At 37.2% G+C, this 24,942-nt stretch carries 24 protein-coding genes; 9 read left to right on the top strand and 15 right to left on the bottom strand.

Annotation, left to right across the window (positions count from 1 at the left end; all coding sequences use genetic code 11):
* The first annotated feature begins 774 nt into the window (after positions 1 to 774).
* Positions 775 to 1,017 carry a hypothetical protein gene (locus AC1MGI_RS21090; protein ID WP_480349981.1) on the top strand — a complete coding sequence of 81 codons (243 nt, stop codon included), beginning with the start codon at positions 775 to 777 and terminating at the stop codon, positions 1,015 to 1,017.
* A gap of 577 nt (positions 1,018 to 1,594) precedes the next feature.
* Here AC1MGI_RS21090 and AC1MGI_RS21085 read toward each other — a convergent pair.
* Positions 1,595 to 2,146, bottom strand: coding sequence for a site-specific integrase (locus tag AC1MGI_RS21085; RefSeq protein ID WP_480349980.1), 552 nt, complete (start codon positions 2,144 to 2,146; stop codon positions 1,595 to 1,597).
* A gap of 240 nt (positions 2,147 to 2,386) precedes the next feature.
* Here AC1MGI_RS21085 and AC1MGI_RS21080 point away from each other — a divergent pair, with 240 nt between their 5' ends.
* The 4 genes from AC1MGI_RS21080 to AC1MGI_RS21065 all read left to right on the top strand — a co-directional run bounded on the left by AC1MGI_RS21080 (position 2,387) and on the right by AC1MGI_RS21065 (position 5,043).
* Positions 2,387 to 2,995 carry a collagen-like protein gene (locus tag AC1MGI_RS21080; protein ID WP_480349979.1) on the top strand — a complete coding sequence of 203 codons (609 nt, stop codon included), beginning with the start codon at positions 2,387 to 2,389 and terminating at the stop codon, positions 2,993 to 2,995.
* A gap of 250 nt (positions 2,996 to 3,245) precedes the next feature.
* On the top strand, positions 3,246 to 3,632 hold the full coding sequence (locus AC1MGI_RS21075) for an exosporium leader peptide-containing protein (RefSeq protein WP_480349977.1): 387 nt from the start codon (positions 3,246 to 3,248) through the stop codon (positions 3,630 to 3,632).
* Positions 3,633 to 3,944: 312 nt separating this feature from the next.
* Positions 3,945 to 4,289, top strand: a complete 345-nt coding sequence (locus tag AC1MGI_RS21070; protein WP_480349975.1) for a hypothetical protein — start codon at positions 3,945 to 3,947, stop codon at positions 4,287 to 4,289.
* A 367-nt stretch (positions 4,290 to 4,656) separates the two neighbouring features.
* The gene (locus tag AC1MGI_RS21065; RefSeq protein ID WP_480349974.1) at positions 4,657 to 5,043 is read left to right on the top strand and encodes a DUF4181 domain-containing protein; all 387 of its coding nucleotides are present in this window, start codon (positions 4,657 to 4,659) and stop codon (positions 5,041 to 5,043) included.
* A 274-nt stretch (positions 5,044 to 5,317) separates the two neighbouring features.
* On the opposite strand, the gene AC1MGI_RS21060 is transcribed toward AC1MGI_RS21065, so the two are convergent.
* From AC1MGI_RS21060 to AC1MGI_RS21045, 4 genes are all read right to left on the bottom strand, one after another.
* Positions 5,318 to 5,488: a YjcZ family sporulation protein gene (locus tag AC1MGI_RS21060; protein WP_480349973.1), complete on the bottom strand. Its 171-nt coding sequence runs from the start codon at positions 5,486 to 5,488 to the stop codon at positions 5,318 to 5,320.
* 359 nt (positions 5,489 to 5,847) lie between these two features.
* Positions 5,848 to 6,324, bottom strand: coding sequence for a DUF5342 family protein (locus AC1MGI_RS21055; protein ID WP_480349972.1), 477 nt, complete (start codon positions 6,322 to 6,324; stop codon positions 5,848 to 5,850).
* A gap of 71 nt (positions 6,325 to 6,395) precedes the next feature.
* Positions 6,396 to 6,704 carry a PepSY domain-containing protein gene (locus AC1MGI_RS21050; protein WP_480349971.1) on the bottom strand — a complete coding sequence of 103 codons (309 nt, stop codon included), beginning with the start codon at positions 6,702 to 6,704 and terminating at the stop codon, positions 6,396 to 6,398.
* A 781-nt stretch (positions 6,705 to 7,485) separates the two neighbouring features.
* On the bottom strand, positions 7,486 to 7,671 hold the full coding sequence (locus AC1MGI_RS21045) for a YjcZ family sporulation protein (RefSeq protein ID WP_480349970.1): 186 nt from the start codon (positions 7,669 to 7,671) through the stop codon (positions 7,486 to 7,488).
* Between the two features lie 411 nt (positions 7,672 to 8,082).
* Between AC1MGI_RS21045 and AC1MGI_RS21040 the strand changes: the two genes are divergently transcribed.
* From AC1MGI_RS21040 to xerS, 3 genes are all read left to right on the top strand, one after another.
* On the top strand, positions 8,083 to 8,322 hold the full coding sequence (locus AC1MGI_RS21040) for a hypothetical protein (protein WP_480349968.1): 240 nt from the start codon (positions 8,083 to 8,085) through the stop codon (positions 8,320 to 8,322).
* Between the two features lie 1,055 nt (positions 8,323 to 9,377).
* Positions 9,378 to 9,536: a hypothetical protein gene (locus tag AC1MGI_RS21035; protein ID WP_480349967.1), complete on the top strand. Its 159-nt coding sequence runs from the start codon at positions 9,378 to 9,380 to the stop codon at positions 9,534 to 9,536.
* 90 nt (positions 9,537 to 9,626) lie between these two features.
* A complete protein-coding gene (gene xerS / locus AC1MGI_RS21030; RefSeq protein WP_480349965.1) occupies positions 9,627 to 10,760 on the top strand; it encodes a tyrosine recombinase XerS in 1,134 nt (377 codons plus the stop codon).
* 874 nt (positions 10,761 to 11,634) lie between these two features.
* Here xerS and AC1MGI_RS21025 read toward each other — a convergent pair.
* The 10 genes from AC1MGI_RS21025 to glpX form a co-directional block, all read right to left on the bottom strand.
* Complete coding sequence (locus AC1MGI_RS21025; RefSeq protein ID WP_480349964.1) at positions 11,635 to 11,778, bottom strand: hypothetical protein; 144 nt, start codon at positions 11,776 to 11,778, stop codon at positions 11,635 to 11,637.
* Positions 11,779 to 13,533: 1,755 nt separating this feature from the next.
* The gene (locus tag AC1MGI_RS21020) at positions 13,534 to 13,938 is read right to left on the bottom strand and encodes a cupin domain-containing protein (protein ID WP_480349963.1); all 405 of its coding nucleotides are present in this window, start codon (positions 13,936 to 13,938) and stop codon (positions 13,534 to 13,536) included.
* Between the two features lie 131 nt (positions 13,939 to 14,069).
* Positions 14,070 to 15,314 (bottom strand): M24 family metallopeptidase, encoded by a 1,245-nt coding sequence (locus tag AC1MGI_RS21015; protein ID WP_480349962.1) that lies wholly within the window; start codon positions 15,312 to 15,314, stop codon positions 14,070 to 14,072.
* A gap of 180 nt (positions 15,315 to 15,494) precedes the next feature.
* A complete protein-coding gene (gene solA, locus AC1MGI_RS21010) occupies positions 15,495 to 16,658 on the bottom strand; it encodes an N-methyl-L-tryptophan oxidase (protein ID WP_403076680.1) in 1,164 nt (387 codons plus the stop codon).
* A gap of 567 nt (positions 16,659 to 17,225) precedes the next feature.
* The gene (locus AC1MGI_RS21005) at positions 17,226 to 17,369 is read right to left on the bottom strand and encodes a GapA-binding peptide SR1P (protein WP_480349961.1); all 144 of its coding nucleotides are present in this window, start codon (positions 17,367 to 17,369) and stop codon (positions 17,226 to 17,228) included.
* 434 nt (positions 17,370 to 17,803) lie between these two features.
* Positions 17,804 to 18,250, bottom strand: coding sequence for a ribose 5-phosphate isomerase B (gene rpiB, locus AC1MGI_RS21000; protein ID WP_480349960.1), 447 nt, complete (start codon positions 18,248 to 18,250; stop codon positions 17,804 to 17,806).
* 114 nt (positions 18,251 to 18,364) lie between these two features.
* Positions 18,365 to 19,324: a 6-phosphofructokinase gene (gene pfkA, locus AC1MGI_RS20995; protein ID WP_480349959.1), complete on the bottom strand. Its 960-nt coding sequence runs from the start codon at positions 19,322 to 19,324 to the stop codon at positions 18,365 to 18,367.
* A 462-nt stretch (positions 19,325 to 19,786) separates the two neighbouring features.
* The gene (gene tkt / locus AC1MGI_RS20990) at positions 19,787 to 21,790 is read right to left on the bottom strand and encodes a transketolase (RefSeq protein ID WP_480349958.1); all 2,004 of its coding nucleotides are present in this window, start codon (positions 21,788 to 21,790) and stop codon (positions 19,787 to 19,789) included.
* A 33-nt stretch (positions 21,791 to 21,823) separates the two neighbouring features.
* Positions 21,824 to 22,687 (bottom strand): class II fructose-1,6-bisphosphate aldolase, encoded by an 864-nt coding sequence (gene fba / locus AC1MGI_RS20985; protein ID WP_480349956.1) that lies wholly within the window; start codon positions 22,685 to 22,687, stop codon positions 21,824 to 21,826.
* A 33-nt stretch (positions 22,688 to 22,720) separates the two neighbouring features.
* On the bottom strand, positions 22,721 to 23,695 hold the full coding sequence (glpX, locus tag AC1MGI_RS20980; protein WP_480349954.1) for a class II fructose-bisphosphatase: 975 nt from the start codon (positions 23,693 to 23,695) through the stop codon (positions 22,721 to 22,723).
* 568 nt (positions 23,696 to 24,263) lie between these two features.
* On the opposite strand from glpX, the gene rpe reads away from it, so the two are divergent.
* On the top strand, positions 24,264 to 24,929 hold the full coding sequence (rpe, locus tag AC1MGI_RS20975) for a ribulose-phosphate 3-epimerase (RefSeq protein ID WP_480349952.1): 666 nt from the start codon (positions 24,264 to 24,266) through the stop codon (positions 24,927 to 24,929).
* The last annotated feature ends 13 nt before the right edge of the window (positions 24,930 to 24,942 follow it).

The raw sequence follows: 24,942 nt of genomic DNA, 5'->3' as shown, positions 1-24,942 counted from the left end.
TGCTATTAAGATAATAGAGATTAAGGCTAACTTACTATATAACATTATATTTACTATATATATGAAGATTAGGGAATGGAGATAAAATCATATAGAGAGATTTTCACTGTTAAAAACCGCAAATAATACCGCAACAAAGATAGAAATTAAAGAGAGATAAATGTCTGTTTCAGTTGCGGTTTTACTTTGCAGAAAATCCCTGTCTGTATGCGGGTTCGGCCGGCTCCTTCTTTTTCGTAAACACCAGAAGACCTCGCCTATACTACGTAAACATAGCCGAGGTCTTCTGGTACTCTAAAGTTGTCGCCGGCCGAGAGTGAAGTTGGGAGTAAGTAGTTGTGTGTATAACTGGAGTGAATGGATTGGGAAAGAAGTAAGAGTATAGGGATTTGGAGATAAAAGAAGTTAAAGTACGAAAGAGTAAAAATGTATAATGTGATTACAGGATGCTGCTGTTTGCTGATTTATTTGTAGTATTTTTTAGTTTCGAAGGTGGTTTCGAAGGATTCCGAAAGGGAGGAATTCAAAAAAATAGGGATTTTGTTTATGAATTTTGAAATGTGTTTTTAAAAACTCGTTGTACATGCTGTTTATTAGGCCCTCTAAGGCGTTTTATCTTTTTTGAGTTCAAAAACTTGGGATACTACAAACAGCCCTTAAGGGGTCCTTCCTTCATTACGTGAGACGCGAGAAGCTAGGAAACGACAAAAAGAAAGTATGATTAAAAATGTGCCATTTTATGACTGGTTGAATAATTAAGCGAGGGAAAAGATTATGTCAGATGATAAATTAAATTATTTTTTAAAAGAAGTAGCAGAATTTATGCAATATATGTCCCTTATTGGGAAAGAAGATATCCAAATAAATATATTAAATTTAACGAAATTAACAAGTACCTTCTACGATGAAAACGAAAATCGTTATAATGAAACGCAATTAGTTCATCAATTCATGAAAAAAATAGGTGGGAGAGATATGATTAAACTATATTCACAATTTAAAAAGTTGAGGGAATAGCTCTCTATATGGCCTAGTAACAGGGTTGCTGTCATGGACCGCAAAGTATGAAGTTTGCTGATTTATTGGTAGCATTTTTAGTTTCGAAGGTAGATTCGAAGGGTTCCGAAAGGCGATCATTCGAAAAAACGGGGACTTTATTTATGATTTTTGAAGCGTGTTTTTAAAAACTCGTCATTCATGCTGTTTATTAGGCCCTCTAAGGCGTTTTAGCCTCAAAATCTATAAAAGGGCTATGCTCCACGCAAGGTTCGGGTAGTATTTTTGAGCAACCCACTCAAAAAATCTCCACCCTTTCCCCCTTGCATTCCGCATTTTGGCAGGTAAGCGCATATCGCCAAGCCGAACATACTCAAAACGAGGATTCTCGGAATTCGGCTTACTCTGACCATTGTACCTGCCAAATCGCCAGTGTTTCCGTTCCTCGTATTGATCTTTAGCTTTATCTTTTTACGTAATACAGGGGCTAGCCCTTCTTGCTACTGCAATTCACCCCAACCAACCTCACAACTCAAAACAAGGGGGGATAAAACCTATCCATCGTGCCGACAAAAGAAAAGTAGTCCTTTTCAGCATTTTACAAAGAAAAATCCTTTAATGTTTCATCGATTTCCTCTTGCGTAATCCCGATGTATCGTTTGGTGATTGATGGGGCTGAATGGTTAAAAATATTCTGCAGAAACGCCAGGTCCTTGGTTCTCCGATAATACGCATATCCGAAGGTCTTCCGCATTGTATGTGTGCCGATGTCATCCCGTCCTAGCACGTTTCCGGCTTTCACCAGCGCTCTATAAGCTTGTGTGGGTGTAATGGGTCCATTCCCCTTCCGACTGGCAAACAGGTACTCTCCGTCGCTCATATGAGCCGTATAATCCTCGATTTCTTCCCGCAGCTTCACCGGCAACATAAATCGCTTGGTTTTATTCGTTTTTTTCTCTCGAATCACCACATGCGTTTTTCCTCGTACATCGCCAACGATCAACGGAACCATATCGCTCACCCGTAACCCTGTGTTAATGCCAAAAACAAATAAAAAATAGTCCCGTTCGGAACCATATCGCCGCAACGCCCATTTCATATCCTCAATTTCTTTGGCCGTTCGCAACGGCTGCACGTTCTTTTCTTTCATGATTTTCCTCCAATATCGTACATTCAACGTATGATACCGATAGTTTATCAAAAGAACCCACTTATATCAAGGATTTGAATGTACGAAAATATGCAATATCATACATTCGAATTAAAGGGAATCCAGGGCCAGCCGGATCAAAGTTACGTAAATAAACCAGTATTATAGCTTATAAGTACAGACCACTTATCCAATATGTTAATAGAATATTATAGTATTGAATAAAAGGAGTGGTATTTAATGGAATTTTGTCCGAATTGTTCATTTAGTGAAAATTTTTGTGAATGCACTTCACGAAGAGTCCCAAAAAGATCGTGCAAAGAAAGTAATTGTTCCTGTTCTTGTTGTTGTCCAATACCAGGTCCTCAGGGACCAGCTGGAGCTCCAGGTCCTCAGGGACCTCCAGGAACACCTGGAACACCTGGAGTATTAGACTTTGCAGATTTTTTTGCGTTGATGCCTCCTGATAATGCAGCAACAGTTGCTCCAGGTACAGACGTGAGTTTTCCGCAAAATGGACCTACTAGTGGAACTGCTATTACTCGTACTAGTCCTAGTACATTTAACTTGTTTGCAATTGGCACTTATCAGGTCTTGTTTCAGGTGAGTGTGACCGAACCTGGTCAACTGATTTTAACTCTCAATGGTGCTGACTTAGCCTATACGGTGGTCGGAAGAGCAACCGGTACGTCTCAGATAATAGGAATGGCTCTTGTGCAAACGACAGTCAACAATTCATTACTCACTGTACGAAATCCTGCTGGTAATAGCACGGCGCTGACCATTACTCCTATCGCTGGAGGAACAAGGTCTGTTTCGGCGCATCTTGTTATCACACGAATTGGATAGACAAGGAAGCTCTTATCAGGGTTTCCCTTTGTGCTTTGAGGTATATTTTTGGTATTAAACAGCAAGAAAAAATATACGAAATTGAAATAAAAGGCCTTCCGATCTGACCATAAAAAGTTCATTTTGAGCAAGGAGGTTTTCTTGTTCAACTGGAAGCCTAGATGAATGAAAAACAATGGGGGAGTGTCCAAGCAAAATTAGTAAAGTGAAATATACTGAATACTACTATGAAAATGAAGGTGATAACTCGATGGGACATTGTATGATCAGACGAACAACAAATGCAAAAAAGTGCAACCATTCATGTTGTCCTACAAACCCTAAAGCAACTATTATCTTTTCTATTAACCAGCCTACATTATGTTCGTCAAACCAAGGAAATAACACGGGATTTATTTCAGGTCAAGTGTTCGTAAACGGGAGTCCTGCTGGGGCAGGAGTAATTGTCAGCCTTTCCGTAAGCAACCCTTCTCTTGGTATCCTCATTCCTACTGCAACGATTACCAATGAAACTGGTCACTTTACAGCTGTATTTATTGCTACAAACGGAACGGGTACAGGATCGATTATCGCAACATTGCCAGAATGTCCTGGAACAATCGCTAGCACCTCAGTTACCATTATCGACTGTCCATGATTCTTACTTAAAAATTCAAATATGATTTTGCGCTTCTTCTTCTCTTTCTGGCTTCCAGGAGGAGTTATTTTGTTTCTTGTGTTTCCCAAAGATTGCATTAAAATTTAATCACGCTTTGCTGTTCGTCCAATCTAATTTTCTATTGCCTTTAGGTAAGTATTACATGGTTTAAACAACTTTTTTTATGTACGAAAATATACAAAATCATACATTCAAAAAAACTTCTTGTTCAACTAAAGTGGCAGTTTAGTAAAAGAAGAAATATCTTATAAAAATAACTGGTGTAAACTAGAAAATGAGAGGAGTGAATTAATGGTTGATGTAATTGGTTATGTAGTAGTTGTGTTTTTAATTATCGGTTTCACATACGGTCTAGTTAGACAAATTCAACATACTTTGACTATCCAAAAAGCAAATAAAACAGATGTATCTAATTACAAAAGGACGTTATTCGGCAATTATATAACGTGTATTTCATTTTTGGGTTTTCTCACTTCTTATATATTAAACGTTTTAGTTGCGATGCAAATTATCCAGTCAAATATACTTACAAGTGATAATACTGGTTTTAGTTGTTTTGTATTTTTACTGGTTCTTTTAATTGCTAAATTCGGAGTTAATCCTAAGAATCGTAAACAAAATGAATTATTAAATTGATAACAGGTTATATTATGTTTTTTTTATTTCCAACTTAAACTAATGGGTGCTTTAGTGAAAGAAGAATTTGCATAAAACACCCCTTTTTTATGCAGCTACCAGGCTTCTTCAGAAGCCGAAAATGTTGATTCATCAACCATGTATAAAATCATGTATAAACGATAAAAATGGACCATTCGGAACCCCTTGAGTACCAAGGGGTTTTATCTTTCGGAAGTTCCGGAAATTGACTTTATGTTAACTAGATTTGTATAGAGTATGCACGCTATCCATTGAGATAAATACTTATTTTTACTAGATTAATTGGTTCTTTATTTTAACAGTTTATGGCATTATAAAAGTAAAAACGGGGGTGGTATGTATCTTTTTGATACTTCCATGGGCTTTGCTATTTATTGTTGTTCTTTTTATTTTCGGGATTTTGTTAGAAAAAGGAATAAATAAATTACTTGGTGTAGAAAAGAAAAAGGTTTCGGAAACATCTGGTAAGAAGGTCGATCGATGGGGAAGAGGTATTATCTTAATTCTCTTTTTATGTACTATTCCGTTTTATGCATTTTATGTGATGGAAAATACCACTTTTATAAAATGGTATTGGATATTATATTTGATTGTATTATTAGGTTTTCAGTCTATTTTGGAGTGGAAATACCTGAAGAATTCAAAACAGTATATAACTACTCTTATTGGGCTAATAATATCCGTATTTATTCTTTATAATATTGAGTATTTTATATCGTTATTCAAAATATAATGTGAAATAGTGTACTTAAACAAACGGGTAGCTTTAATTAAACAATCAGCTAAAAGGATCTTCGACCGGAAGATCCTTTTAGTAGTACCTATAAAGATGATTATGTAAACTCTTCTTAATAAAATAAGAGGAGTTTTTTAAACTAGCTTATAGGAATAATGGTGACATCAGTTCAAGAAGAAGACCCTTTTTGGTAGTCTGCAAAAATGTAAAGATTACATTAACCACCTTACATTTAAAGAAGGACGACCTATGTTAGTCGCCCTTTTGTTATTTAGCAGAAGCCTCCGTAACCGCCCCCGTAACCACCGCCACCACCGCCGCCGAATCCACCGCCACAACTACATCCAATAATGATTAAGAGGATAAACAATACAATTAACAAGGCAAAGCCGCCACCAAATCCACGACCGCCATCACATCCGCCATCTACACAACCTGACATATACAAACATCTCCTTTTGATTTAAAGGAGGTACTTACTACTTGCATGGGCTAATTAATTATATGTTTTAAATAATGAAATGACACAAATATACGCATTATGATGCACGAATTTTTATTTAATAGGTAATCACCTATTTGGAGTGAAGATAAGCCCATTCACTAAATTAATGCATAGCATAGAAAATAGAAATGGTTATAGCCCCAACTCCAGACAAAAAATATCGATCTCGACCACCAATTTGGTGGTCTTTTCAATGTACGAAAATAACTGAAATCATACATTAGGAAAAAAATCTGGATGTTTTGAGGACAAAAAGGGTGGGCATCATTTAGATACCCACCTCTTATATATTTAGTCTATTGATGACATTCATGAACTTGATTTTCGAACCATGAATTTACTTTAAAACCTTGATATACGTGGTTAGCCATCAAGTCATACACTTTAGATTCCAAATCTTGAAGGTCATCTTCTTCTAGGTTAGTTTGGGGTTGAGGATGAAACCATTGAATTTCATCCTCGTGGAAAATCCCATGATAATGATCCCCTTCAAAGGTTAGTGTAAATTGATGACGTTCATGAACTTGATCTTCGAACAATGGTTTTACTTTAAAATCTTGATATACATAGTTCGTCATTAAGTCATACACTTTAGATTCCAAGTTTTGAAGGTCATCTTCACCAAGATTATTTTTAGGTTGAGGATGAAACCACTGAATTTCTCCATCGTGGAAAATACCTTGATAATGATCGCCTTCAAAGGTTAACGAAAACTGATGACGTTCATGAACTTGATCTTCAAATAATAGTTTTACTTTAAAATTTTGAATCATGATAAAACCTCCTACGGTTATTTATTGGACTTTTCTTTAAATGATTTTAAATCGTTCGTACCGCAGCTCTTTCAATCTTTCGTGTGTTGATCAACTTTCAAAATATCACCTGTTGATGCATCAATATCTACAACATATTCTGTATCTTGATTTACAATAGAAATTTTGTATTCTTTAATCCCGTCATTTTCAATGGTTTGAGTGTTCATTACTAGACCACCTTTTGATGTGTCTAAGGCAATGGTCTTTGCTTGTAATTCATTAATAGATTGTGAGGGTGCAATGGTTGAATTCGTTATTGGTTGGTTATCAAGCATTTCATGAGCCCCTAGACCACCTGCGATTAAAGCACCTGTTAAAAATAATGTCATCAAGTTCATGCTTGATAACCTCCTTGTGTTGTTTGTATTGTTATCATAACCTCTCGAGTTTAAAGAAAAAGAAGAAGAACCTTAAAATTACCTTAGAAAAGTAAAAGAATATCAAGTTTGCGTTTTTTGATTTTGATCTAGTAGGTGAAACTAATAACCCCCCCACTCCATTAATGGAGTGGGGGGTTATTAGTTTCATTCATTATGCAAAGCATATAGGAGTCCATACTGTAATGAATGTACGAAAATAACTAAAATCATAAATTCAGAAAAACCCTTTCTTCTATTAGGGGAGGGTTAGTTGAGAGAACAGTAAATCGTTGACTGTTGCTAATTGTCTTGTGAAAGCTAGTACAACGAGAGGTTATGACTATACCTCAAATATAATAACAACCAAGCATACATCCTTTACAAATAGGCAAATACCTACCGCTCATTGAATATGGACACATACACTATTTTTGAAACAATTTGAGGAGGAGATATAAAATGGAAAGACAAGTTGGAGGTTATGGCTACGGCATGGGATATGGCGGTTATCCGTCTCACGGCATGGGGTATGGTGGACATTACTGAGATGGTTCTTGCTAGCCTCATTAAATAAGAATACGGATGCATTACTTAAATCCCAGGAGCCGATCAATAGCTCCTTTTTTTATTATCTGGACGAACTAAGAGAATGAAACCTATTTACATAAACATGGTTTTGATAGTCAGTAATCTTCATTTAATAACCATCTTTAATTTAAGAAGGACGGCCTATGACGGCCGTCCTTTTGTTACTTATTTATTAACAGAAGCCTCCGTAACCGCCTCCGTAACCACCGCCTCCGAATCCGCCGCCACCAACTCCGCCGAATCCACCGCCACAACTACATCCAATAATGATTAAGAGGATAAACAATACAATTAACAAGGCAAAGCCGCCACCAAATCCACGACCGCCATCACATCCGCCATCTACACAACCTGACATATACAAACATCTCCTTTTGATTTAAAGGAGGTACTTACTACTTGCATGGGCTAATTAATTATATGTTTAAAATAATGAAATGACACAAATATAAGTATGTTTATATGATGAAATAGGACTTTTAACTATATTTTTAGTGAAGATAAGATCATTCACTAAATTAATGCATAGCATAGAAAATAGAAATGGTTATAGACCCCACTCCAGACAAAAAATATCGATCTAGACCACCAATTTGGTGGTCTTTTCAATGTACGAAAATAACTAAAATCATACATTAAAATCAAATTGAAAAAATAACCCTTATTAAACTATTTATCATTAAAATATATTGGAATTCTCCTCAGTGTTCTTTTTACTTGAAGGATATCGTCTATGTGTTGTTTAATTTATCATTAGAGGTGATGACATATGGACGATATAAAAGAACTAGAATTAGAAATTGAAGATTATAAACAACTAAAAACTACTGATATTGCAAAACACTTAGATATAGCTGAATCAACAGTTCGAAAATATGCTCAAGATTTAGAGAAACAAGGGTATCAATTTAGAAAAGATCCTACTTTTGGTCGGATATATACCTCGATAGATGAACTTGCAATTAACGAATTGATTAACTTACAGAAAAACGAAAGGAATCTTCTGTAAGCCGAGAGAACAATAACCTGTAGTAAGTTTTAATTCTAAAACTACCCTTTAATTTTTATTTCCGTTATTACTTGCTTCATTAAGCATAAGCCATTTAGTTTCAGGAGCATTGATACAATTGCTCCAATAACAAGGACAACTGTGAGACATAGCATTGTATATTGAATCCCTATACTTGTAATCCCAATTGGAAGTAAGAACGTCTGTAACTGCTAAACTAAAGTGAACAGTTTACAAGAAATAATAATGAACACTTATTTCCTAAAATGATTCCGCATCTTATGGCTAACGCTGCTTTCAAGGAACCTTAGTAGGCTCCTTTAGTATGCCTATTCCTCCATCACTTGTTCGTTTTGACGCAAGAATTATTTTGTATCTACTCATTTACATCCTTAGCTTGATGGGTGTGTGGCGGTACCTTATGAAGAAAAAAGTTATGTTTCAACTTTTTAGGTTTTCAATTAGCTGTTTAAAAGTTAGATGTGCAAATTAACACTTAAAACACGCGCAAAATATCTCCAAAAGTTACACTACGATAACTAAGAACTTTTTATTAACGTGTCTATATATGCGTAAAATATCGATTTTACGCATATATAGACACGTTAATAAATGTTTGGTATACTTAACTTATGAAAAAATCTGTGATTGTATATAAAATGAATAGTATTGAACATTGTACCAAATGAATTCGAGACGTATATGACGATGATCCAATAAATCTTAAAGATATAACCAGACAAGATTCGATTGTCATGAATATACAAAGGGCTTGTCAGGTATCAATCGATTTAGCGATGCAACATAATATCCGAAAACCACTATGGTTTGCCTAAAACAAATAAGATGCTTTCGATATGCTGTATACACAATCTTTAATTAATCAAGATATAGTAAAGAAAGCGATTAAAAGCGCTGTTAGATTTTAGTCATATGGCGATTACAGATCCCCAAAAAATACATATAGACACTTTAAAACAAATCGTTGATAAGCTGCTAATCGATTTTATTGCTTTTTTAAACTGATCCAAAAATTAAAATAGCGAGGTTACCCTATGAGATATAAAATCCGAGTTTATGAAATTGGTACAAATCATGAAGCAATTAAAGTAAATGAGATTTTTGAATCCCAAGATGCTGTAGAAACTGCGATTAAAAAGCTGAAAATCTCAAATCCTAATAAGTATGACTATGTAAAAGTTCCGGTTTTATGAGTAACTTACATAATCGAATGATGTAAAGTAATTATTCGTAAAAATTGAATTTTACGCACAAATGACAACTTTCTACAAAGGAGACGACATATGGCCAATACTAGACAACATCAAGTCCATGAACAAAAATTAGAACAGTTGGTTATGTCCATGCCTTTCTACATCGTTGAGTACGTTGATAATAAAATCGATACCCGATCTCCTTCCACTCTTTTGAATTATGTTCTTGATTATAAATTGTTTTTGGAGTGGTTGATTGCAGAAGGACTTGTAGAAGTGGAGTATATTAGAGATATCCCACTTTCCGTGCTGGAAAATTTGAAACTAGTAGAAGCTCGGTCTTTTATTAAGTTTTTAGAACGAAGAAATATTCCCATCAATAAAAAAGAAACAAAAAAATCCGAAAAAGTGTCCATTAATCGAAAAATCTCAGCTTTACGCTCCCTCTTTAAGTATTTAACTACACAGACAGAAAATGATGAAGGTGAACCTTACTTTTATAGAAACGTTATGCTTAAAATTGAAGTAAATAAGGTTAAAGAAACGTTAGGAGCACGCGCTTCTAGAATCTCAACAAAAATCTTTCACAATGATGACGATGCTCGATTTCTCGACTTTGTTAAACATGATTATGAAAAGGAACTACCTGAAACGTCTCGAAAACTGATCTATTTTACAAGGGACAAGGAACGAGATTTTGCGATTTTATCTTTATTTTTAGGAAGCGGCATTCGAGTAAATGAATTATCTAACTTAAGGCTACTGGATCTTGATTTTGAGGAAAACCAAATACATGTTTTGCGTAAAGGTGGAAAAAAGGATGTTGTTGCGGTATCTCCTCCATCTATGCAAGACATTAAAGATTACCTAGCTATACGACCAGAACGTTATAACGGGTCAACTGAAGATATGGACTATGTATTTTTGACTAAGGTCAATCATGCAGCAACTCCCCTTTCTAACCGGGCGATCGAAGCGCTTGTAAAGAAATATACAAAGGCTTTTAAATCAAATAAATCGATGTCGCCACACAAATTAAGGCATACGTATGGAACGAACTTAATGGAGCAATCAGGTGATATCCATCTATTAATGACTCAGCTAGGTCATACGTCTACAACGACAGCGGCCCTTTATACGAACCCAGAACAGGAAAAAGCGAGAAAAGCGGCGGAACAGCTAGGAGAGCGTAGAACTAATTATAGTGAGCATCCCAAAGGCTAAATAGCAATGACTGTCATCATAATAGGATGAGGGCCTATCAAAATCCAATAAATGAGGTAACGCTTGTCTTATCACTTTCATAATATAGACAAGACGTGAGGAAGCACCTTACGTTCCCTTAGATTGACTGTAAAAAGTCAGTATTTTTTTAAAAAGCACTTTTCTATAGCTTCATTATGAAGCTATAGTCACCCTATCAAATCTAAACACTAATGCAACAACGGGGTTAGCTACTCCAAAACTAGTGGATACACTGGTGTTCGTAGGAATCCCTCCACATAATTTTCCATAGAAAATTATGTGGAGGGTAGTTCAATGAATGGCATGAATACTAAAAAACTGATTGTTCTCAAGGAAAGAAAGATCGGTTTCGGTCCCACCCTTTTAATAAATTGAGTTAGGAATGGCTATATTTTAGATTTATTTGTATCTCAGAGTAGTCCTACATTCGTACAATGACAGTTCCGCCGCCACCCTGGACACACTTAGTATCTTCTTGATTTTGCATAGATTTTAACAATTGATTGTTCTGCGCAATCAACTTACTCAGTTGATTCAATTGATTCTCAAGACTGGTCAGGATTTTGAATATATGTTGTGTATCTGATGATGTACCAGTATATGAATTAGTCGGATATGACGAATATGAATAGCCTTGAGTATTCCCATATCCATGGCCATTAGTGTCTTGAGAAGGGGACGGATAGGAGAATACCACCATGAGCTTGTGTTCCTAAGCTTGATCTCTGCGCTTTTATACTGTCCTGACGCAAGGATCTACCTTGATGGCGGCTTTCTCTTTGAGCTTGAGGATAATAGTGCCAATTCGGTTCATAAGAATTGTGAGAAGACATCCGTCGTTAACCTCCTTTCATCATACAAACAGTTTATTCAGTTTTTCTTTTCCTGTACATTCATCTAAATGTTGATTGATTTGTTCAGCAATTTTTACTTCTAAGACAGCATAACGTTGTAAATCCGCATTGGGGTTCCACCAACTTTTTATTATATGTCCCACGCTATAGAAATCCCTGTAAACGGTTCTATATTTTTTTATAGAGAATTTGAAAAAGGGAAGCGTTTAGGGGACAAAGAAACATTCGATTGAACCATCAATTTCAAATGAAAATATAATACCTTTAATAGTCGTTACTGGTACTCTCCTTTTATATCAGATTTTGCAGCATAAACGCACATTTTTTCCAAAATGTTATCGTCATATTTTACTTTTATCTCGAACCTCCCCGACAGTCGCCCATACAATTATCTGTCCTGCTTATTTAGCAATAACGAGATAGAAGTGGAGTAAGAAAAAGAAAGTTAACACATAGATATATATCTTAAAAAACTTCTCGGTAGAATATTTACAAAAACTATTATCCCATGTTCAGCGAAAACTCCAAAATTCTTTATTTAGGCCCTCTTTCATATCATACAGCCCCCTCCTTTTTACCGGCATGCTACAGAAAGGTCTCCCCGTAACATTGTATAGAGTGCGGCAATAATCGATGGACCTTTTCACAATATGATTGATTTTCGGTCACACACTTTTTTTCCGAGTGTCGCAAGATGATGGAAAATATGGATTTTTACTAGTTTATAATTGTGAATAATTACGCAAAATCTCTGTAATGGAATGAATGAGCAATAACCTTATAAAACAAATGTAATTTCGTCTGAGAGCGAATCTCAGACAGTGAAAATTAATTTATGCAGAAACTGAAAAACATACACAGAACAAGCATTCCATCCTAAAATAGAAGTAAAGATAAGTAAGGATTATCTTTACTATACATAATAATGTTATTTTATACTGAGTATAGAAGGCAGTATAAATGAAATCTTTGGCACTTCTTAATAATTTGACTAGTGATCAATACTTAGCACATTATACAAGAACGACAGTTACTCAACGAAAGCAGAAATCTTTCTCTCTCAGAAAGTACTGAACAGGATTTTTTAGAATTATTTTTTTCTAGAAAAAAATTTCCACAAGATAAGCAGCTGTCTCCACATACGGTAAAGCGTACCGTTCGGACGCCAAAACGCTGCTTCATTTTTTAACGAACCTTTTCCTTTCTTTTCGGGATATTGGTTTTCCAGAAGTCAAAGCATATAACCAATATATTAACGAACAATATGCAGCTAAATCCGCGATACAGAAATTGGAGTTTTTTCGAAGATTATTAGATTTTGGTTATGAAACACAATTTTACAAAGCACATCTTTCCACTTGGATCACAAAACCCGTATCTAAAAAAGGACATTGACACTATATAATAGAAGAAACTCGTCACGAAGAGGCACAAACACGCGTACAAGTCAGGGAATTAAGTCAGAAAGAGGCGGAATATCCGATCTCCTTTCTCCCAAAAGTGGTGAAAGCAAAATGGGATCGGGACCAATAGAAGAAACTCGGATTATATCTGTGAAGAACCATGAGGAGAGATTAATAGCTACGAAACCTAGAAAAGATCATTACATGTAGCAGAGAGTGAAGCTTAGAATGAACTTATTAAAAGAAAATTACAGTATAAGATATTTTAGCTTAGAAGATTAATTAAATATTCTATCGAGTTGTTTTTCACGATATATGAAATGAATTATTATAACAGGAATCTTTCCACCTAATGCTTGGTGGATGGTATCAGACCAAGAATTCATTTGTATTATGCTGATTTAAAAAAAGAAAGTGATGGGGAGAAGTATCGCCCATCACTTTCTTTTTATCTGTAGTTCCTATGTTCCAAGTTACCTTGATCTGACGGATGTCTTATAAATAAGAAGGATTAGCCGCTACGTTTTTGAAGTAAACTGCTTCCCCGTCACTTTCTCCATCGAAAATAACAGTTGTTTTAGGTGAGAAGATTAATACATCTCCTACTTCACCAACATATTTATTCCCTTCAACATCACGTACAACCATTTTTCCTCTTGTTACGATTTTAACTTCAGTAAAATCAAATTCTGCTGAGTAATCAACGGATGGTTGTAAAGCGAAATAGCCTAACGTTAATTCTTCTTTTACGTCCGTTAGAGGTAAATCAAGAATTTGTCCTTTTAATTCTGGCGTACCTCTTAACTCGCTTAACTCATGTAATTGATACGTTCCGGCCTTAATCAATTGAATTCCAGGTTTTTCACATAACAATTTTACGTCTTTAAGTTGTTGAGTCACTATTTTTCCACCTCTATACGTTTTCTAACTGTTGCAAGTGTATTTCATCACTTGACAGTTGAATTTGATTCATTTGTTTTAAGATTTGACGAAACTCTTGTTGTCATATCGCAAGTTATTGCGCAGTTATATTATTTTTTAATGATGTTATGCTCTGGTCCAAATGGGAATTTAGTGATGTTTTCTACGCTGTTGTTTTCACCAATTACAAGGATGTCATGCTCACGATATCCACCAGCACCTGGCTCTCCTTCTGGAATCATGATCATTGGTTCCATTGATATAACCATGCCTGGCTCAAGCACTGTTTCGATATCTTCACGGATCTCTAATCCTGCTTCACGACCATAGTAATGGCTAAGTACACCGAAAGAGTGACCATATCCAAACGTACGGTTTGCTAATAGGTCGTGCTCACGATAGATGTCATTCAATTCTGCTGCAATGTCCATACATTTTGCACCTGGTTTGATTAATTCAAGACCACGTCTGTGGACTTTACAGTTGATTTCCCATAGCTCTAGATGACGATCAGAAGATACTTCTTCTAAGAACAATGTACGCTCAAGCGCTGTATAGTAACCAGCGATCATTGGGAAACAATTTAGGCTCAGAATATCGCCGCGTTGTAATTTGCGGGAAGTTGCCCAGTTATGTGCACCATCTGTGTTAATACCAGATTGGAACCAAATCCATGTGTCTCTTAGCTCTGCATGTGGGTATGTGCGTGCAATTTCACGTACCATTGCTTCTGTACCATGAAGAGCCACTTCGTATTCTGGTACGCCTTCACGAATCGCTTCTACAACTGCAGCTCCACCGATATCGGCAATACGAGCACCATTTGTAATCAAATCGATTTCTTCTGCTGATTTAAACATCCGTTGTCTCATTACATCTTGGGAAACGTCAACAAGCTCTACTTCTGGTAGTGCATCTTGTACTTGGCGGCGTAAGCTTAAGTTCAAGTGATCGTCTTCAATCCCTACACGTCCACCTTTGAAGCCTGCTTCTGATAATACCTTTTTCACAGCGTATAAGAAGTTATCTCTTCTCCAATCTGTGTAGACTATGTTCTCATCAAAGCTGCGTCTCCATGGCATACCAGCATCGATATTTGCACTCACTGTTACGTGCTTGTCCTGTGTCACAACAAGCGCATAGTTACGGTTGAATGAAGTAAATAAGAAATCACTGTAATAGTTAATATTATGGTAAGAAGTAAAGACCACTGCTTCAATGCCCGCATTTGCCATATATTGACGTAAATTGGAGCTACGGCGTGTCATTTCTTCTTTTGAGAAAGTAGGTTGTACTTTTTTTCCACCATTTTGTAGAATCTTTGTTCTTTCAAGATCTGTCATTTGTTGTACCATCTGATTCACCTATCCTTTTCTACCATTTATATTTGAGTTTTTCTTTTATATCATTCTGTTTACACCGATGAAAAACAGATAACTCACTATTTGTGACTAGCTTTTTGGACACTGTTACATATCGTTCTAGCGCTGTAAGCTAGTAACTTAAACTTTGTTTCTTTATACAAAATCTCTAAATTAGATTGTTGTTGTTTGTTTTAAAGCAGGACGATTTATTGAGAATAAGGAAATATCATGTTCTGTTTTACCAGTTGTCGCTAATTGACTTAACACTTCACCGACTACACTTGAAAATTTAAAGCCATGCCCAGAGAAACCAGCTGCGATAAAGACGTTCGAATGTTCAGGGTGCGTATCGATCACGAAATGCTCATCTGGTGTTTTCGTGTACATGCAGACGGCCCCTCTTTTTAATTCTCCATTTGCTTCTGGCATATATTTTCCTAGGAAGTCGCGAAGATTACTTTCATCTTCCGGATAAGCGCCAAATTCACGGTTAATCGTATCTGGATCAATTTGTTGCCCATACGTATGGTAGCCGATTTTCAATCCACAGCCACCGAAGCTTGGGAATCCGTAATAAATACCATTTGGGACTTCAACCATGAACCCTGGATAGTCAGCAGCATTGCTGTACTTCGATTCATCGGATTCAAAGAAACCGACAACTTGACGGTATGGCTGTAATGGGATATCAAGATTTAATTTAGAAAGAAGTTTGCTATTCCAAGCTCCCATACTAACGATTAATTTATCAGCTGTATAAGATCCATTTGCTGTTTGGATTTTAACTATGTCCTGTGAAACTTCAAAATCCTCAACACGTGTATAGGTTAAAACTTTTGCACCTTTCGCTTCAGCTAGCTCGCGATACGCACGAATACAATTTTCACTGAACAATACGCCTGAGTTTGGTTCAAAAATCGCATTATAATTTTCAGGAACTGTTATTCCTGGCCAACGCTTATTGATTTCATCGCCTTCAAGTAAATCAACTGTCAATGAATGTTCCGCTGCTGCTTCCATCGTTTCTGCAACGAAATCAGATTCGCCTTTCGGACCAAATACTAGCACGCCTGTTTTCGTAAAAATTTTATGGTGTGTTTCATTTTCAAGTTCATACCATAACTCTTGTGCTCTCAGTGCAAAAGGAACATATTCTCTTCCTTCACCATAAGCATGGCGGATGATACGAGTATCCCCGTGATGGCTTCCTTCTGTATGCGGCGGATCATAGGCATCCACCAATAATGTTTTGACTCCTTGTTTTGCTAATTGGTACCCTGCAGCCATTCCCATTGATCCTGCTCCAACAACAATCACATCAAAATGTGTACTCATAGTCGTCCCTCCAAATATAATGAATATGGATAATGAGTATAAGTGAAATCTATTTCACTTAATTCACTATTTTTAATGCAAGATAGTATTTACCTTGCAACAAGACTAAATCTTACAGATCTTCCTTGTTCCTTTTTCAGCAGTTTTTGAATTTTACCTACTCCTTCATAAGTGAAAACCTATTTTCACAAAATAAATGTGAATTCATATAAAAGCGCTTTCACTTTACAAACCGCTATTTTACTAACTTGCACAAAAATGTTTATAAATTGCAAGTATTGGTAATATTTACTCTATATCTGTATCTTACAGTCATTCAGTATGCGTAGCAATTGTGTAATGTTGCTTAATATTTTTTCGAAAAAAACTAATTATTGTGCATCATGAACAAACAGGTGAAATAATCGTTTTTTCAAGCCTCCATGCTTTATCTGTGCCCGCACTTTCCTTCTTGCATAATGAAAAAATAAAAAGTCGATTTCCTTCACATTTTAGGAAATCGACTTGATCTAAGTGATTTGATTTTCATAGAGTTTTTTAGCGGTTTAAGCAAAACAGATTCTGTTCTTAATCCTCTAGTAATTCACGGTTTTCACACTGTTCTTGCTTACACTCTGAATAGTAGACAGTCACTTTTTCTGTAGGCATAGTGTCAATAAGCTCTCCACAATGTTTACAAATAATTGAACCTTGCGCAATATAGTTTGACATGTTTCTCCCACCTTTTTATAGACTAATTGTACTCATTCACATACTTTGCAAATATAAGCTCACTCATGGAATACAGACATTCATTTAATTTTAATATCTATATCACCAATGTTTCATTTCCAACAAAACTTTTTAGCGATACTCTTTACGAGTAATAACTAATTTCCCCTACGAACCTATAAATACCATTTCTACTTTTAAATTCGTTGTTTTCTAAACTATTTGTAAGCGTTTCCTTAATTTGATTATTACGCAAATGAGCCATCTAAACAAGTACACACTTTATTTTTACATAGTGTGTTAAAGGATACTTCCTTTACATTCCTCTGTTCTTCTTCCAAATGAACAAAGACTGCTAAAACTAAACTCAGCAGTCCGATCCATTCATTGAAATGCTTTACTCGTATACTCACCCTTCTAATATTCTCGGTTTATTATCCAAGAGCATTTTCATACTCGGTTATTTTACAGACGCGACTTTCGTGTCTGCCTCCTTCAAAAGGAGTCGTTAACCAGATTTCGGCAATCGCTCGAGCTAATCCCGGACCGATGACACGCTCTCCCATCGCTAACATATTGGTATCATTATGCTCCCTTGTTGCTTTAGCGCTAAACATATCATGCACTAATGCACATCGAATTCCCTTTACTTTATTCGCCGCAATACTCATGCCAATCCCTGTCCCACAAATCAAAATCCCTCGATCCACTTCACCGCTTGCTACTTTTTCAGCAACTGGAACGGCATAGTCTGGATAGTCAACCGATGTACTGCACTCACAGCCTAAGTCCTCATATTCAATGTTCATTTCTTTCATTAAACTGATAATTTCTTGGCGAATATTTACTCCCCCATGATCTGAAGCAATGGCTACTTTCATGTCCTTTTCCTCCCTTTTATCCTCATTTAAGTCCTTCACAACATAGCTCTTCATCCTGTTTGTTAACTGGTTTGTTCTACTAGTTCACGCTAATAATCGCTCATATTGCTCTCTTTATATAGACAGACTTCTTGCTAAATGATACGTATCCATATCAATCGTACGCTTATGCTCTAGTGCTTCTTCAAATGGTGTATGAACGAGTTTTCCATCCCTTAATCCTACCATTACGCCTGAAACGCCCTCTACAAACAGATCCACAGCTTTTGCTCCCATTTGCGTGCTCATCATCCGATCGTAAGCGCTAGGTGAACCTCCCCGTTGAAAATGACCAAGAATGGTCACTTTTGTTTCAAATCCGGTTCTTTCTTCAATTACTTTACCAATTTCGTGACCTTTTCCTACACCCTCCGCTACTACGATAATGCTGTGGATTTTCCCACGCGCCGCTCCCCGTTGAACACGATCAATCACATCTTCTACGTCATCAATCGCTTCTGGTATAATAATAGACTCTGCTCCAGCACACATACCTGCCCATAATGCAATGTCTCCTGCATTTCTACCCATGACCTCAATTACATACGTGCGTTCATGAGAAGAAGCCGTGTCACGAATTTTATCAATGGCATCCACAGCTGTATTGACAGCTGTATCGAATCCAATTGTATAGTCCGTCCCTGCAATGTCATTATCAATCGTGCCTGGAATACCAATCGTAGCAAAGCCTTGGGCAGTTAGTTTACTTGCCCCTTGAAATGAGCCATCTCCGCCGATGACAATCAAACCAGAAATCCCTGCACTTTCCATTTGTGCAATCGCTTTGTTCTGACCTTCTACTGTCTTGAATTCGTCACATCGTGTACTTTGTAAAATCGTGCCTCCTCGATGAAGGATATCACCGACACTTTTAAAGTCCATAGGCGTAAAATTCCCAGCGATTAACCCTTTGTAGCCGTTTTGCACCCCATAAACTTCCAAACCTTTAAAAATCCCTCTTCTAACGACTGCCCGAATAGCAGTATTCATACCTGGCGCATCTCCGCCACTCGTTAATATGGCAATTTTATTCATCGCTCGTTTCCTCCATCTTTACGGCATCATGATGTGCCAACATATAGACGCCTCGTATAGTGGTGAATAAGATTTATTTCATTTTGAAGTACAAATGCTTCTCCTACTTGTATAAATAGAAAGTAGACAGACTAATGGAATTCTTGTTATTATCTATATTTATTCTGAGAGGCGACTATAATTCTCCTACACTTACCTTAATGGACCAAAACTTTAAAATAAGCAATCATTATAAGCGCTCTACTTTTTTTCAATGAAATGAATAGTATGGTTAAAAAAGGGCAGGTTCACCTATTGGTGAAATCTGCCCAAAATCCATACCAGCTTATTATGAAAACAAGCTATTTGAATTTGAATTCTGAGCCGTAACTTTCGTCTAGTTGGGCTCTTTTTCGTTCATTCAGATCATAATCGATTAACTGATTTTGCTAATTGTCTCGGTTTTCATAGATTTCATCATGTTTACAGTAATCTTTTAAAACGGGCAACGACATTTTCAACGGTAAAGCCGTATGCCTCAATAATCTTGTCATAAGGTGCTGAAGCGCCGAATTGATCAATAGCTAATACATCTCCACTATCGCCAACATATTTGCTCCAGCCAATTGATGCACCCATTTCAATGCCCAAACGTGCCTTTACATGTTTCGGAATCACTGTTTCTTTGTATGCAGTCGTTTGTTTTTCAAAACGGTCCCAACATGGCATACTAATAACAGACACATATATTCCTTCTTCTGCCAACACCTCTTGTGCTTCAACTGCCAAGGAAACTTCAGAACCAGAAGCCAATAACAAGCCTGCAACATCCCCTTTTGCTTCTGAAATAACATATCCACCATTGCTAACACCGGCATACGCTTTTTCAGAATCAGCTAGGGTTGGTAAGTCTTGACGTGTAAGAATAAGAGCCGTTGGTTGATCGTTACTTTCTAGGGCAAGCTTCCAAGCAGCCGCCGTTTCATTTCCGTCAGCAGGACGAATGGTAGAAAGTCCAGGCATTGCTCGTAAAGAAGCTAATTGTTCAATTGGTTCGTGGGTTGGACCATCTTCCCCTACAGCAATACTATCATGTGTAAACACATACGTAACCGGAACCTGCATTAAGGCTGAAAGACGAATAGCCGGCCGTAGATAATCGGAGAAGACAAAGAAAGTAGCTCCAAATACTTTTACTCCTCCGTGCAGTGCCATTCCATTGAGAGCAGCACCCATACCAAACTCCCGAACACCAAACCAGATATTTCGCCCACCATAATTACTAGCGCTAAAATCCGTTTCCCCTTTTAGTAATGTTTTATTTGAAGAGGATAAATCAGCAGAACCTCCGAATAACTGAGGAACATTTTTATTAAGACCATTTAACACTTCACCGCTGGAGGTACGAGTAGCAAGCTTGTCTTCCCCTACACGGTAAATTGGAACATTCACATCCCAATTTGCAGGAAGTTCACCATTTATTGCAAGGGTTAACTCTTTTGCAGCATCCGGATACAGTTTTTCGTATCGAGTGAATAATTCATTCCACTCTTGTTCTTTTTTATTGGATGCTTCTTTAAGTTCAGCAAAATTCACTTGTACCTCTTCTGGAATATAAAAATCTTCTTCATAATTCCAGCCGTATTGTTCCTTTACAAGCTTCATTTCTTCCTTACCTAGCGGTGCACCATGTGAATCAGACTTACCGCCTTTATTCGGTGATCCATAACCAATGACCGTTTTCACTTCAATTAAAGTAGGTTGGCTCTCATTAGCTTTTGCTTTACTTAAAGCGCCTGCTATTGCTTTAATATCATTTCCGTCCTCAACACGAAGTACCTGCCAACCATATGCTTTGAAACGATCTGCAGCACTTTCACTAAAGGATTTATTCAGATCCCCATCTAGTGAAATATCATTTGAATCATATAGGACAATTAATCGGCCGAGCTGAAGATGACCAGCTAATGAAGCGGCTTCTGCAGAGACTCCCTCCATTAGATCACCATCACCACAAATGCTATATGTATAGTGATCAATGACATTCAAATCATCCACGTTGTACGTAGTAGCTAAATGTCTTTCAGCCATCGCCATCCCAACAGCCATCGAAATCCCTTGACCAAGTGGTCCAGTCGTAGCATCGACACCTGCTGTATGGCCGTATTCAGGATGTCCCGGTGTTTTACTGCCCCATTGACGGAATTGTTTTAACTCCTCCATGGATAAATCATGCCCCGTTAAATGTAACAAACTATATAACAGCATCGAACCGTGGCCAGCTGACAATGTAAAACGATCACGATTAAACCATTTCGGATTACTTGGATTATAGTTCATAAACTGTGTCCAAAGTGTATAAGCCATTGGAGCGGCCCCCATTGGCATACCAGGGTGGCCTGATCCAGCTTTTTCAATGGCATCGATGGAGAGAGTTCTAATTGTATTAATCGACAATTGGTCAACATTTACTTTTTGTTCAATCATGTTTTTTCCCCTTTCTTTTCATAGATTTACGGATTAAGCTTGACCTGATGAACCAAATTCACGCATTTTACCTTGTACAGTTTCTTGAATCGCATCGCGAGCTGGTCCTAAGAATTTACGAGGATCGTATACTTTATCATCATTACTCAACACTGCTCGAACAGCACTAGTAGAAGAGATTTGGCTTTCTGTATTCACATTAATTTTCGCTGATCCAAGTGAGATCGCTTTTTTAATATCTTTTGTTGGGATACCTGTTCCACCATGAAGTACGAGAGGTATACCCGTCAGTTCCATTACTTCCTTCATACGATCAAATCCAAGATTCGGCTCACCTTTATAAGGCCCATGGACAGAACCTAAAGCAGGGGCAAAGCAGTCTACGCCTGTTTCACGAACTAATTGATCACACTCTGCAGGGATCGCATAAAATGCATCTGCTGCATCAACACTAAGATCATCTTCTTGCCCACCAATTCGACCAAGTTCCGCTTCAACAGATACACCAACAGCGTGCGCGATTTCTACGACACGTTTCGTAATTTCGATATTTTCAGAAAGTGGATGATGAGAACCGTCAATCATGACAGATGTAAATCCAGCATGAATAGCTTGTACACATTTTTCTAAGCTAGAGCCATGGTCAAGGTGGATGGCTACAGGAACGGTTACATCATATGCTTCGATCAATTCTTTGACCATTGATACGATTAATTTAAAACCGCCCATATAACGAGCAGCTCCTTCAGATACCCCAAGAATAACCGGTGAATTTTCTGCTTTTGCAGCGAGTAGAATGGCTTGAGTGAACTCAAGGTTATTAATATTAAACTGTCCTACTGCATACCCTTTTTCTTTCGCTTGAATTAACATGTCCTTCATCGATACTAATGCCATATGAATCTCTCCCTTTTTATTGATTATTTATTATTAATGAAATGCTTCAACAAATTGATAACTCTTCGCGTTACCGCCAACTGCTACAAAAGAATGTGAAAGGATAAAACCATCATTGCGTTTTCGAATTCCTCTCATTAGCACGCCATCAGTAATGCCTGTTGCGACAAAAAAACAATCTTCAGATCTCACAATTTCATCCATTGTTAAGGATTTTTCTGGATCCTTTATCCCCATTTTAATACAGCGTTCAAACTCTTCTGGTTCTTGAGGAGCAAGTTTTGCTTGGAAATCTCCTCCCATACACTTCAGGGCAACCGCAGCAATAACTCCCTCTGGAGCCCCACCCATACCTACCAATATATCCACATCGATTTCGTCGATTGCAGTAGCGACGGCACCTGTAACATCCCCATCAGCAAACAACTTAACCCGGGCTCCTGCATCAAGTACTTGTTTGATCAAATGATCATGACGTGGTCTGTCTTGGATCATAACCGTTAGTTCACTCACGTCTTTACCTATCGCTTTAGCAACTGATATCATATTTTCTGTCAACGTTGCATCTATGTTGATGGAACCTTTTGCCTTTGGCCCTACCGCGATCTTGTGCATGTACATATCCGGAGCATGTAATAAACTGCCTTTAGTGGAAACGGCAATAACAGTTAAGGCATTATCTTGACCCTTCGACATCATCGTAGTCCCTTCAACTGGATCAACCGCAATGTCTACTTCGGGACCATTCTTCGTCCCAAGCTCCTCACCAATATAAAGCATCGGTGCTTCGTCCATTTCACCTTCACCAATCACAATCAAACCACTCATATCAATAAGATTCATTTGATTGCGCATAGCTTCAGTTCCTGCACCATCCGCTTCTATCTTGTTTCCTTTTCCTACCCAAGGATAAGAAGCGATAGCCGCTTTTTGTGCGACAGTAAGAAAGTCCATAGCTAGTGTCTGAATATCTTTTTCATGAATGACATTATTTTTCAACTGATTCATCAGGTCACCTCCTGGTTAAGTATTCTAACAATCCATTACACAGTTTCTAAATTTAGTTCCCACCTGTACAGCCATAGTATATCTCGTATATTCTGCATCTGTAAGTACGCACTTTATTAACATATAGTATCGGGGAGTATACCTTTTACCAAATTTTCTGAATATTAAACTCGTCAAGATTGTACTTTTTCAAAAGGTGAAGCTGGGCTAAAACTTGATTGATTTCATTATTTTTTTAAAAGATTCTGTTATTTGTCTTCTTTTAACGCTTAATCTTTATTAAAATATGTTTTATAAGACAATCCCATTATTCGGGAAAATACAGTTTCTTTATGTAAATATTTATGTAAGCATAAGTTCAACCGGGATATTTAATACATCCAATACAAAATGATAGTATAGTATAGGAGCTAGGGAACTACCCCAGTCCACACTGTTAAACAGACTCTATCTATTTTTATCAACACACTAGTATCGAAGTATTTTCTAATCCAACAGGGAGAAAACAGACATCATTCTAGCGAAAATGAATGTTTTTCTACTACTAAAAAAATCGGAGGATTTCATTATGATTAAAATTGCACCTTCTATTCTTTCAGCTAACTTTGCCAAGCTTGGAGAAGACATAAAAGATGTTGAACGGGGGGGAGCTGATTACATCCACGTCGATGTGATGGATGGTCATTTTGTCCCGAATATAACCATTGGACCACTAATCGTCGATGCCATTAGACCCGTCACTCAGTTACCCTTAGATGTACATTTAATGATTGAAAATCCGGATCAATATATCGAAATGTTCGCAAAAGCAGGGGCCGATATTATTTCTGTACATGTAGAAGCGTGTCCACACCTACACCGCACTATTCAACTGATTAAATCAACTGGGGCAAAAGCTGGCATCGTCTTAAATCCACATACACCTGTTTCCATGATTCATCATGTGATTGAGGATGTTGACCTTGTATTGCTGATGACAGTGAATCCAGGCTTTGGAGGGCAGTCGTTTATTCACTCGGTTCTACCTAAGATCAGAGAAGTTGCTGACCTTGTAGCCGAGAAAAACTTGGATGTTGAAATCGAGGTGGATGGTGGCGTAAATCCGGAAACAGCCAGACTTTGCGTCGAAGCAGGGGCCAATGTTCTTGTCGCTGGATCCGCCATTTATAATCAACAAGATCGTAGTCAGGCCATTCAATCCATTCGGCACGGAGTTAATACAGCTGCCATTTAACAATTCGTACATG

This window comes from Peribacillus sp. BM1, assembly GCF_056679975.1.
This window is presented reverse-complemented; position numbering and strand designations above follow the sequence as displayed.